A 10353-nucleotide genomic window follows, 5' to 3' on the forward strand; every position below is an offset into this window, starting at 1 on the left:
CGCTCGCACTGCTCACCAGCAGGTCCAGGCCGCCGAGGCGCCGCGCGGCGGCCACCTGCGCGGCCCGGTGCCCCGCGTCCGTGACGTCCCCGGGCAGCGCCTCCACCCGGGTCCCGTGCCCGGCCACGGACTCCGCGGCCTCCTTCAGGGCCGGCGCGCCCCGCGCGTCGAGCACCAGATCCCAGCCGCGCCCGGCCAGCGCCCCGGCGAGCGCCCGCCCCAAACCCTTCGAGGCCCCCGTGATGACCGCTACCGGCATGACTACCGTCCCCTCGTCGCTCACCGCCCCCACGGGCGGTGGGATCAACGTAGGAACGGCACCTCCCCGGCCGCCTCGGACGCGGGCCGCAAAGCGGAGGGGTCCTTCGGCGTACGCCGCCCGCCCCCGGCCCGGGGACCTACCCCGACCGGTCTAGGTCCCGAGGACCGGACCCGGCCGCCACCGGGCGGATCCGCCCTGTCACACCCCGCCGGTACCGTGAGGACATGAGTCACGGCCCCCGGTCCGGCCTCGCCGCGGTGAGTTCCGCGCTGCTGGCCATGAGCAGGCATCTGGAGGTGCGCGACGTCCTCAAGACGATCGTCGCCTCCGCCCGCGAGCTGCTCGACGCGCGGTACGCCGCCCTCGGAGTGCCCGACGACCACGGCGGCTTCGCCCAGTTCGTCGTGGACGGCGTCAGCGACGCCCAGTGGAAGGCGATCGGCCCGCTGCCCCGCCAGCACGGCATCCTCGCCGCGATGCTGCACGAGGCCCGCCCCGAGCGCCTCGCCGACGTGCGCAAGGACCCCCGCTTCGAGGGCTGGCCCGCCGCCCATCCCGAGCTGGCCGACTTCCTGGGCCTGCCCGTCCGCGACGGCGACGAGGTCATCGGCGCGCTCTTCCTGGCCAACAAGAACCGCCCCAAGCCGGACGGAGGGTGCGGCTTCACCGAAGAGGACGAGGAACTCCTCGCCATCCTCGCCCAGCACGCCGCCATCGCCCTCACCAACGCCCGCCTGTACGAGCGCAGCCGCGAGCTGACCATCGCCGAGGAACGCTCCCGCCTCGCCCACGAGCTGCACGACGCGGTCAGCCAGAAGCTGTTCTCGCTGCGCCTGACCGCCCAGGCCGCGGCCGCCCTCGTCGACCGCGACCCCGCGCGCGCCAAGGGAGAGCTCCACCAGGTCGCCGTGCTCGCCGCCGAGGCCACCGACGAACTGCGCGCCGCCGTCGTGGAGCTGCGGCCCGCCGCCCTGGACGAGGACGGCCTGGTCGCCACCCTGCGCACCCAGACCCAGGTGCTCGACCGCGCCCACACCGCGCGCGTGACCTTCACCAGCAACGGCTTCCGCGCCCTGCCCGCCGCCCAGGAGGAAGCCATGCTCCGGGTCGCCCAGGAGGCACTGCACAACGCCCTGCGCCACGCGGACGCCGGACACGTCGACGTACGCGTGGAGCGGCGCGGCCACGGAGCCGTGCTCCGCGTCACCGACGACGGCCGCGGCTTCGACCCCAAGGCGGTCCGCCGCGCCGGACGGCACCTGGGCCTGGTCTCCATGCGGGACCGGGCGAGCGGGGTCGGCGGCACGCTGGCCGTGGAATCGGCGCCCGGCAAGGGCACCACGATCGAGATGGAGGCCCCCGGTGGCTGAGCCCATCAAGGTGCTGCTCGTCGACGACCACCAGGTCGTCCGCCGGGGCCTGCGCACCTTCCTGGAGGTGCAGGACGACATAGCCGTCGTCGGCGAGGCGGCCGACGGCGCCGACGGGGTCGCCCGCGCCGAGGAACTGCGGCCCGACGTCATCCTCATGGACGTCCGGATGCCGGGCATGGACGGCATCGGCGCCCTGCGCAAGCTGCGCGAGCTCGGCAACCCCGCGCGCGTGCTGATCGTCACCAGCTTCACCGAGCAGCGCACGGTCGTCCCGGCCCTGCGCGCGGGCGCCGCCGGATACGTCTACAAGGACGTGGACCCCGACGCCCTCGCCGGCGCCATCCGCTCCGTGCACGCCGGGCACGTCCTGCTGCAGCCGGAGGTCGCGGGTGCCCTGCTCTCCCAGGAGGAGGCCGGCTCCGGTCAGGGCAGAGGGGGCTCGCTCACCGAGCGGGAACGCGAGGTGCTCGGCCTGATCGCCGACGGCCGCTCCAACCGGGAGATCGCCCGCGCCCTCGTGCTGTCCGAGAAGACCGTCAAGACGCACGTCTCCAACATCCTGATGAAGCTCGACCTGGCCGACCGCACCCAGGCCGCGCTGTGGGCCGTGCGCCATGGTGTGACCGGCTGAAACGCCTGCCCCACGGATCACCCTCGGCGACCCGGAAAGGTTCCGGCCCGGGCTGAGATTCATACCGTCGTGGGAATGTCACCCGGATGGCGCATCCTCCGGTGATCTCCGCCGTTCTCCAGTGCGTGCTGCGGCGAACCGCCGCGGTGAACGTCCAGGAGGGGTTGGAAAGTGAAGAAGCTGAAGAAGGCGGCGGCCGTGACGATGGTGGCCGGGGGTCTGGTGGCCGCGGGCGCCGGGATGGCCTCCGCCACGGACGGCGCCTGGGCCGGCGGCCAGGCCGCGGGCTCCCCGGGTGTCGCCTCGGGCAACGTCGTCCAGGTCCCGGTGCACGTCCCGGTGAACGCGGTCGGCAACAGCGTCAACGTCATCGGCCTGCTGAACCCGGCCTTCGGCAACCTCGGCCTCAACCGCTGAGCCACCGCCGACCGTGAGCCCCAGGCCTCCCGGCCCCGCCGGGAGGCCTGTCAGGTTGTCATCCGAATGCACCGAACGGGCGCTCAAACCCCGCCCGCCGTACCCCGTCGGCCACTCCCGCGTTGATCCAGGACACGGCCCACGGCCGGGTCGGAAAAGCACACGCAGGAGGAAGCTGTCCCATGAACATCGCCAAGAAGGCCGCCCTCGCCCTGACCGTCGCCGGCATCGCCGCCGGTGCGTCCGCCGGTGCCGCCGTCGCCAGCTCGGGAGCCGAGGGTGCGGCCGTGAACTCCCCGGGTGTCGCCTCGGGCAACGTCGTCCAGGTCCCGGTGCACGTCCCGGTGAACGTGGTCGGCGACAGCGTCAACGTCATCGGCCTGCTGAACCCGGCCTTCGGCAACAGGGCCGCCAACGGCTGAGAAGCACCGCGGGCTCCTCAGGCACCGACGACCTGAGGAGCCCCTCAGCTTTTCTCGGCGCCCCCGCGCTCCCGCCCCTCTTCGCCTCGGCCTTTCAGCGCACCCGGCGCTCCCGCCTCTCATCGTCTCGGCCTCTCAGCGCACCCCGCGCTCCCGCTCCTCCACGATCGAGTTGTACGCCGCCACCTGCGCCCGCCGCGCCGTCCGCTCCACCGGACGCAGCGCCTCCGAGCGCGCGGCGATCTCCGCAGAGCTGACCGCGGCCCCGTGCCCGGTGCCATGGGCCAGGGAGATCAGCAGGGCGACCCGCTGCGCCAGCTCCAGCACCCGTACCGCCCGCGGCGGATACCCCGGGGCCAGCACCTCCCGCCCCCGCTCGGCCCGCGCCCGGTACGCGTCGATCGCCGCCTCCGCCACCGGCCCCGATCCGGCGACGTCCAGCTTCGACAGCACCTCGGTCGCCTCCCGGAGGGCCTCCGCCAGCTCCCGCTCGGCCTCACCCAGCGAGGGCACATCGGCCGGCGGCGCCTCCCGCACCGGCAGCACCTGCCAGACCACCCCGGCATGCACATCGCCCTCGGGCCCGGCCTCGGACACCGCCGGCACCAGCCCGAACGCGGCTCCGAAGCAGACCACCGCCTCCTCGGCGTCCAGCGCCCGCGCATTGAACTCGGGGGGCCCGCTCAGCCCCAGCGGATGGCCGGGCGCCGGCAGCGCGACCCGCAGCCCGGTCGCCCCCAGGGTCCGCAGCCGCCCCAGCGCGAGCGTGAGCCCGACCGGCGCGGACTCCCCGGGCAGCCCCTCCACCCGGTGCACGGCGTCCTCGCCCACGATGGCGAGCGCGGCGTCATCCGGAGAGACAAGTCCGGCCAAAAGGGCGTTTCCCCAAGCGGCTAGGCGTCCTGAACGCGGTTCCGTGAGCATGCCCCCACCCTAAGGACCGGACCGATGGAATGGAGCGGGACGCTCGTGGCGTAGATTTCATAAGGGCTGCGCCCACAGGCGCGGCGGACCGAGCCACAGGCGTACGCGACCAGCCGAGACCGGCCACACTGCAAGGGGAGACAACGCGCTCATGAGCGATGTTCTGGAGCTTCAGGACGTATCCGTGGTCCGCGAGGGCCGGGCTCTGGTGGACCAGGTCTCCTGGTCGGTCAAGGAGGGCGAGCGCTGGGTCATCCTCGGTCCGAACGGCGCCGGCAAGACCACCCTCCTGAACGTCGCCTCCAGCTACCTCTTCCCCAGCAAGGGCACCGCCACCATCCTCGGCGACACCCTCGGCAGGGTCGACGTCTTCGAGCTGCGCCCCCGCATCGGCGTGGCCGGCATCGCCATGGCCGAGAAGCTCCCCAAGCGCCAGACGGTCCTGCAGACGGTCCTCACCGCCGCCTACGGCATGACCGCCGGCTGGCAGGAGGAGTACGACGACGTCGACGAGCAGCGCGCCCGCGCCTTCCTCGACCGCCTCGGCATGAGCGACTACCTCGAGCGCCGCTTCGGCACCCTCTCCGAGGGCGAGCGCAAGCGCACCCTGATCGCCCGCGCCCTGATGACCGACCCCGAGCTGCTCCTGCTCGACGAGCCCGCCGCCGGCCTCGACCTCGGCGGCCGCGAGGACCTCGTCCGCCGCCTCGGCCGGCTCGCCCGCGACCCCATCGCCCCCTCCATGATCATGGTCACGCACCACGTCGAGGAGATCGCCCCCGGCTTCACCCACGTCCTGATGATCCGTCAGGGCAAGGTCCTCGCCGCCGGCCCGATCGAGCTGGAACTGACCTCCCGCAACCTCTCCCTCTGCTTCGGCCTCCCGCTCGTCGTCGAGCAGGTCGGCGAGCGCTGGACCGCCCAGGGCCTGCCCCTGTCCTGACCCCTCCCCGAGCCGGGCCCGCTCCCCTTCGCGCCCTGTCCGCCGCCCGGGCACGGCCCTACGATGACCCTGTGAACGACATCGACGCATGGGTGTGGTGGCTTGTCGGCGCGGCGGCGCTCGGAATCCCGCTCGTGGTCACCGCCATGCCGGAGTTCGGCATGTTCGCGGTGGGAGCCGTCGCGGCCGCGGTCGTCGCGGGCCTCGGCTTCGACACCGTCATCCAGGTCCTCGCGTTCGTCGTGGTCTCCGTCGCCCTCATCGCCGTCGTCCGCCCCATCGCGGCGCGGCACGGCCGGCAGAGCCCCCAACTCGCCACCGGCATCGAGGCGTTGAAGGGCAGACAGGCCGTCGTGATGGAGCGGGTCGACGGCGCCGGCGGCCGTATCAAGCTCGCCGGAGAGATCTGGTCGGCCCGCTCCCTCGACACCGGCCGCGCCTACGAGGTGGGCCAGGAGGTGGACGTCGTGGACATCGAAGGGGCCACCGCCATCGTCATCTGAGGCATCCTGCCCACGAGTTGGGCAACGGTCTGTCAGACTCGACGAGCAAGATCCTCAACGACAACGAGATCTGCCGAAGGCGCCGAGGCGGAGAGGGGTACGGGGTACACGATGGAACCGGTCATCATCGTCCTCATCATTCTGGTGGTGTTGGTCTTCATCGCCCTGATCAAGACCATCCAGGTCATCCCACAGGCCAGCGCGGCCATCGTCGAGCGCTTCGGCCGCTACACACGGACCCTGAACGCGGGCCTGAACATCGTGGTCCCGTTCATCGACACCATCCGCAACCGGATCGACCTGCGCGAACAGGTCGTACCGTTCCCGCCCCAGCCGGTGATCACCCAGGACAACCTGGTCGTCAACATCGACACCGTCATCTACTACCAGGTCACCGACGCCCGGGCCGCCACCTACGAGGTCGCCAGCTACATCCAGGCGATCGAGCAGCTCACCGTCACCACGCTGCGCAACATCATCGGCGGCATGGACCTGGAGCGCACCCTGACCTCCCGCGAGGAGATCAACGCGGCCCTGCGCGGCGTCCTCGACGAGGCCACCGGCAAATGGGGCATCCGCGTCAACCGCGTCGAGCTGAAGGCCATCGAACCGCCCACCTCCATCCAGGACTCGATGGAGAAGCAGATGCGCGCCGACCGTGACAAGCGCGCGGCGATCCTCACCGCCGAAGGCACCCGCCAGGCCGCCATCCTCACCGCCGAGGGCGAGAAGCAGTCCCAGATCCTGCGCGCCGAGGGTGAGGCCAAGGCCGCCGCCCTGCGCGCCGAGGGCGAGGCCCAGGCCGTCCGTACGGTCTTCGAGGCCATCCACGCCGGCGACCCGGACCAGAAGCTCCTGTCCTACCAGTACCTCCAGATGCTCCCGAAGATCGCCGAGGGCGACGCCAACAAGCTCTGGATCGTCCCCAGCGAGATCGGCGACGCCCTCAAGGGCCTCTCCGGCGCGATGGGCAACTTCGGCCCCCTGGGCGGCGGTTCGGGCAACAACGGCGGCGGCTCCGGCAGCGTCCCGGACCAGCGCCGCGAGAAGCCGCACATCGACTGACGGCACCCACCCAGCACGCCGAACGGCCCGCCCTCCCGAGGAAGGCGGGCCGCGGTGCTCCCTCCGGCACGCGCGGTCGGCGCGCACCGGAAGGGGCGGTCAGTTCAGGGTGGGCAGGTACTTGTAGCAGTACGTGTCCCCGCCGATCGAGGCCAGCAGCTTGGAACCGGTCCTCTTCCCCACGACGCCGTCCGCGTTGCCGCCGGTCAGCCCGTGGTGCTCCTGGAAGTACTTCACCCACGCCTTGGTGTAGGTGCCGTACTGCGCGTCCTCATTCAGCGCCCCCGGGTAGTTGCGGTTGATGATGCGCTGGACGCACCACACACCGTGGCCCGAGGAGCCGTACCCGATGACGGGCGCGTGAGTGTTGGCCAGGGCGGCCCCGGCGGTCATCCCGGAGAACCCGAGCGTCGCCGCCGCGACGGCGGTGACCGACAGGGCGGCGCGGGTACGCAGGCCGATCTTGCTCATGACGTGGTCGTCCCTTCCGGCACGCCGCGGGCCGGGTCCCCCCGTCGGGTCCCCCGGTCGACCCGCGATGCCGTGCAAGAAGCTACGGCCGCGGCCCCCGGCCGGTCGTCCCGCACCGGGTTGACCCCGACGGGCAACGGCAGCCGTACGCCCGCGGTTCCTGCAACTTCCGCGGTACACCGGGAGTTGACGACGCCCTACGCCGCCGGCTGCACCAGCCACTGCGGCAGCGAGTCGAACTCCTCCTGCCCCAGCGCCAGCAGCATCGCGTCGGCCGGAGTCGGCTCGAACGGCTCCCGCAGCAGCGCCATGTCCGCCTCCACAGGAGTCCGGTTCGCCTTGCGGTGGTTGTCCTCCGCGCACGCGGCGACCGTGTTCAGCCACGTGTCCTGCCCGCCCTGCGACCGCGGCACCACGTGGTCCACGGTCGTCGCCCTGCGCCCGCAGTAGGCGCACCGGTGCCGGTCCCGGACCAGCACCCCCCGCCTCGACCAGGGAGCTTGTCTTCGGAACGGCACCCGCACATAGCGGCACAGTCTGATCACCCGGGGCGCGGGTATGTCCAGATCGGCGCCGCGCATCCGCAGTTCGGGATGGGCCTGCTCGACGACCGCCTTGTCCTGCAGCACCAGGACGACGGCTCGGTTCAGAGTCACCGTCGACAGCGGCTCGAAGCTCGCGTTCAGCACCAGCGTGTCCCGCATCCAGCCCACCTCCCGTGCGCACCTGCCCACCCCCCGGCGGGCTCGGATCAACTCTGTACGGGCGCGCCGAGATGGACAACGCAATAAAAAATGCCCGCCTCCGATCACTTCCAAGACCGGAGGCGGGCAAACGTTCAATGAACGCTCGGCTGAATTCGTACCGAGCGGTCAGCCCTTGTTCTCGTACTCACCGATGAGCTGGGCACGCGCGATCGTGTGGAACCGCAGATTGAATCCCACGACCGCCGGAGACACGTCCGCGTCCGGACCCAGCTTCTCCTGGTCCACCGCGTACACCGTGAAGACGTACCGGTGCGGGCCGTCCCCGGGCGGGGGAGCCGCGCCGCCGAAGTCCTTCGTCCCGTAGTCGTTCCGCGCGTGCACGGCGCCCTCGGGCAGCCCCTCGAACTTGCCGCCGCCCGCACCCGCCGGCAGCTCCGTCACCGAGGCCGGGATGTCGAACAGAACCCAGTGCCAGAACCCGCTGCCGGTCGGCGCGTCCGGGTCGTAGCAGGTCACGGCGAAGCTCTTGGTCTCCGGCGGGAAACCCTCCCACCGCAGCTGCGGCGAGGTGTTGCCCTCCGCGTGGACCTGAGCGCCCTTCAGCGTCGCGCCCTCCTCGACATCCGCACTCGTCACCGTGAACGACGGCACGGGCGGGTGGAAGTCGTGGGGGAGCGGCCGCCGCTTGTGCTCGGTCACCTCGGTACCTCCTGATCGATGATCTGGAACCAGCAGTTCCCGAGCCTAGAACCAGTTGCGCCTGCTGCCGACCTCGGACAGCCACTGGTTGAGGTAAGCCGCCCAGTCGGTCCCCTGCCAGTCGTACTGACCCACCTGGAAGGAGCGGTAGGTGTCCGAGCCCTCGCTGAACAGACCCGGCTTCTTGTCCATCTCCAGCACGACGTCCATCGCGTGCTCGTCCGCCACGAAGCTCAGCTCGACCTGGTTCAGACCCCGGTACTGCGACGGCGGGAAGAACTCGATCTCCTGGTAAAACGGCAGCCGCTGCCGCGTGCCCCGGATGTGGCCGCGCTCCATGTCCGCGCTCTTGAAGCGGAAGCCAAGCTGGATGAAGGCGTCCAGGATCGCCTTCTGCGCCGGCAGCGGGTGCACGTTGATCGGGTCCAGATCGCCGGAGTCCACGGCCCGCGCGATCGCCAGCTCGGTCGTCACCCCGATGTGCATCCCGCGCAGCGCCTGCCCGTCGATCATCGTGACCGGCGTCTCCCAGGGGATCTCCAGTCCGAACGGCACCGCGTGCACGGCGTTCGCCTGGAGCTCGAAGGCACCACCGAGCCGCACCTTGGTGAACTCGATGTTCTGCTTGTACTCCTCGTCGCCGCTCTCCACCTCGACCCGCGCCTGCAGACCGACGGACAGCCCCTCGATGTCCTGGTTCACGGACCCGCCCTGGATGCGCACCTCACCCTGGACCACACCGCCCGGTACGACGTTGACCTCGGTCAGCACCGTCTCGACCGAGGCCCCGCCGGCCCCGAGGCTCGCGAGCAGCTTCTTGAACGCCATTGACTCTCCCTTTACGAACGGACCTCGCCCCTACATACGCGATCCGCCCGCGGCCGGTTCCGCCGGGACCCCGACCCGCCTGGACTACCCTCGGAGGGCATGATCGCGCCCCCGGACCGTAAGCCACTGCCCCGAGACTTCTTCGACCGCCCGGTTCTCGAGGTGGCGCCCGACCTCCTGGGGCGCATCCTGGTCCGGACGACCCCCGACGGCCCGATCGCGGTACGTCTTACAGAGGTCGAGGCGTACGACGGTCCGAACGACCCGGGGTCGCACGCGTACCGCGGTCGCACCGCCCGCAACGAGGTGATGTTCGGTGAGCCCGGTCATGTGTACGTCTACTTCACCTACGGCATGTGGCACTGCATGAACCTCGTCTGCGGACCCGAGGGCAGGGCGAGCGCCGTCCTGCTCCGCGCGGGGGAGGTAGTGGAGGGCACCGAGCTGGCCCGCAAACGTCGACTTTCGGCCCGGAGCGACAAGGAACTGGCCAAGGGGCCGGCCCGTCTCGCCACGGCCCTGGGGATCGACCGAGCCCTGGACGGCACCGACGCGTGCGCCTCCGGCGAGACCCCGCTGAGAATGCTGACCGGCACCCCGGTCTCGCCTGACCAGGTACGGAACGGCCCGCGCACGGGAGTCGCCGGCGAGGGCGGGAACGGTGACGCGCATCCGTGGCGTTACTGGGCCGCGGACGACCCGACGGTGAGCCCGTACCGGGCCCACGTCCCGAGGCGCCGACGAAGTTGACTCGCCTCGGCAAGGTGCGTAATGTAGCCCGAGCCGCTGAACCGGGTACGGCGATCGCCTGCAGCCGGAGCGGCCAACCCACTACCTAGTCCAACCCCTCTACGGGGTCGTTTTCGACGCGTCCGCGCGCCCGAATTCGAACTCGAGGGACTCGATTATGAGTCGCCGAGAGAATGAGCTAACGTAGTGAATGTCGAAAGGGCGAACGGCGAAAGTCGAAAACCCCAAGACAATCCCGCCGACCGGGAATCGGACGCCGAAAGGATCTGATAGAGTCGGAAACACCGAAGGGAAGCCCGGAGGAAAGCCCGAGAGGGTGAGTACAAAGGAAGCGACCGTTCCTTGAGAACTCAACAGC

At 71.1% G+C, this 10353-nt stretch carries 14 protein-coding genes; 8 read left to right on the forward strand and 6 right to left on the reverse strand.

Going from position 1 to position 10353, the window contains the following annotated elements; all coding sequences use genetic code 11:
* The coding region (locus ACWEN3_RS32195; RefSeq protein ID WP_452977953.1) for an SDR family NAD(P)-dependent oxidoreductase at window positions 1–259 on the reverse strand (259 nt) is incomplete at its 3' end.
* 227 nt (window positions 260–486) lie between these two features.
* Here ACWEN3_RS32195 and ACWEN3_RS32200 point away from each other — a divergent pair.
* The 4 genes from ACWEN3_RS32200 to ACWEN3_RS32215 all read left to right on the forward strand — a co-directional run bounded on the left by ACWEN3_RS32200 (window position 487) and on the right by ACWEN3_RS32215 (window position 3105).
* Window positions 487–1632 carry a GAF domain-containing sensor histidine kinase gene (locus ACWEN3_RS32200; RefSeq protein ID WP_452977956.1) on the forward strand — a complete coding sequence of 382 codons (1146 nt, stop codon included), beginning with the start codon at window positions 487–489 and terminating at the stop codon, window positions 1630–1632.
* Window positions 1625–2266: a response regulator gene (locus tag ACWEN3_RS32205; protein WP_452977959.1), complete on the forward strand. Its 642-nt coding sequence runs from the start codon at window positions 1625–1627 to the stop codon at window positions 2264–2266. Before ACWEN3_RS32200 ends, ACWEN3_RS32205 begins: the two co-directional genes overlap by 8 nt.
* A 171-nt stretch (window positions 2267–2437) precedes the next feature.
* Window positions 2438–2683: a chaplin gene (locus ACWEN3_RS32210; RefSeq protein ID WP_452977961.1), complete on the forward strand. Its 246-nt coding sequence runs from the start codon at window positions 2438–2440 to the stop codon at window positions 2681–2683.
* Between the two features lie 182 nt (window positions 2684–2865).
* Complete coding sequence (locus ACWEN3_RS32215; RefSeq protein ID WP_452977964.1) at window positions 2866–3105, forward strand: chaplin family protein; 240 nt, start codon at window positions 2866–2868, stop codon at window positions 3103–3105.
* Window positions 3106–3240: 135 nt separating this feature from the next.
* Here the strand turns inward: ACWEN3_RS32215 and ACWEN3_RS32220 are convergent, their stop codons facing one another.
* A complete protein-coding gene (locus tag ACWEN3_RS32220) occupies window positions 3241–4029 on the reverse strand; it encodes a hypothetical protein (protein WP_452977967.1) in 789 nt (262 codons plus the stop codon).
* Window positions 4030–4180: 151 nt separating this feature from the next.
* Between ACWEN3_RS32220 and ACWEN3_RS32225 the strand changes: the two genes are divergently transcribed.
* The 3 genes from ACWEN3_RS32225 to ACWEN3_RS32235 all read left to right on the forward strand — a co-directional run bounded on the left by ACWEN3_RS32225 (window position 4181) and on the right by ACWEN3_RS32235 (window position 6540).
* Entirely contained in the window at window positions 4181–4972 is a 792-nt protein-coding gene (locus ACWEN3_RS32225) for an ABC transporter ATP-binding protein (protein WP_452977969.1), read from the forward strand.
* A gap of 71 nt (window positions 4973–5043) precedes the next feature.
* Window positions 5044–5475, forward strand: a complete 432-nt coding sequence (locus ACWEN3_RS32230; RefSeq protein WP_452977972.1) for an NfeD family protein — start codon at window positions 5044–5046, stop codon at window positions 5473–5475.
* 111 nt (window positions 5476–5586) lie between these two features.
* Window positions 5587–6540 (forward strand): SPFH domain-containing protein, encoded by a 954-nt coding sequence (locus tag ACWEN3_RS32235; protein ID WP_452977973.1) that lies wholly within the window; start codon window positions 5587–5589, stop codon window positions 6538–6540.
* 99 nt (window positions 6541–6639) lie between these two features.
* On the opposite strand, the gene ACWEN3_RS32240 is transcribed toward ACWEN3_RS32235, so the two are convergent.
* The 4 genes from ACWEN3_RS32240 to ACWEN3_RS32255 form a co-directional block, all read right to left on the reverse strand.
* Window positions 6640–7011, reverse strand: a complete 372-nt coding sequence (locus ACWEN3_RS32240) for a peptidoglycan-binding domain-containing protein (RefSeq protein WP_452977976.1) — start codon at window positions 7009–7011, stop codon at window positions 6640–6642.
* Window positions 7012–7208: 197 nt separating this feature from the next.
* Window positions 7209–7715, reverse strand: coding sequence for an HNH endonuclease (locus ACWEN3_RS32245; protein ID WP_452977979.1), 507 nt, complete (start codon window positions 7713–7715; stop codon window positions 7209–7211).
* A 168-nt stretch (window positions 7716–7883) separates the two neighbouring features.
* Window positions 7884–8417 carry a YbhB/YbcL family Raf kinase inhibitor-like protein gene (locus tag ACWEN3_RS32250; protein WP_452977982.1) on the reverse strand — a complete coding sequence of 178 codons (534 nt, stop codon included), beginning with the start codon at window positions 8415–8417 and terminating at the stop codon, window positions 7884–7886.
* A gap of 45 nt (window positions 8418–8462) precedes the next feature.
* The gene (locus ACWEN3_RS32255; RefSeq protein ID WP_452977985.1) at window positions 8463–9245 is read right to left on the reverse strand and encodes a sporulation protein; all 783 of its coding nucleotides are present in this window, start codon (window positions 9243–9245) and stop codon (window positions 8463–8465) included.
* Window positions 9246–9344: 99 nt separating this feature from the next.
* Between ACWEN3_RS32255 and ACWEN3_RS32260 the strand changes: the two genes are divergently transcribed.
* On the forward strand, window positions 9345–9995 hold the full coding sequence (locus ACWEN3_RS32260) for a DNA-3-methyladenine glycosylase (RefSeq protein WP_452977987.1): 651 nt from the start codon (window positions 9345–9347) through the stop codon (window positions 9993–9995).
* Window positions 9996–10353: the final 358 nt, after the last annotated feature.

The sequence above is a fragment of the Streptomyces sp. NPDC004561 genome (assembly GCF_053602155.1).

Bases quoted from the DNA above. Each gene is read 5' to 3' on its own strand.
- ACWEN3_RS32200 (WP_452977956.1), top strand. From the start codon at position 487: ATGAGTCACGGCCCCCGGTCCGGCCTCGCCGCGGTGAGTTCCGCGCTG.
- ACWEN3_RS32215 (WP_452977964.1), top strand. From the start codon at position 2,866: ATGAACATCGCCAAGAAGGCCGCCCTCGCCCTGACCGTCGCCGGCATC.
- ACWEN3_RS32220 (WP_452977967.1), bottom strand. From the start codon at position 4,029: ATGCTCACGGAACCGCGTTCAGGACGCCTAGCCGCTTGGGGAAACGCC.
- ACWEN3_RS32255 (WP_452977985.1), bottom strand. From the start codon at position 9,245: ATGGCGTTCAAGAAGCTGCTCGCGAGCCTCGGGGCCGGCGGGGCCTCG.
- ACWEN3_RS32225 (WP_452977969.1), top strand. From the start codon at position 4,181: ATGAGCGATGTTCTGGAGCTTCAGGACGTATCCGTGGTCCGCGAGGGC.
- ACWEN3_RS32240 (WP_452977976.1), bottom strand. From the start codon at position 7,011: ATGAGCAAGATCGGCCTGCGTACCCGCGCCGCCCTGTCGGTCACCGCC.
- ACWEN3_RS32260 (WP_452977987.1), top strand. From the start codon at position 9,345: ATGATCGCGCCCCCGGACCGTAAGCCACTGCCCCGAGACTTCTTCGAC.
- ACWEN3_RS32245 (WP_452977979.1), bottom strand. From the start codon at position 7,715: ATGCGGGACACGCTGGTGCTGAACGCGAGCTTCGAGCCGCTGTCGACG.
- ACWEN3_RS32235 (WP_452977973.1), top strand. From the start codon at position 5,587: ATGGAACCGGTCATCATCGTCCTCATCATTCTGGTGGTGTTGGTCTTC.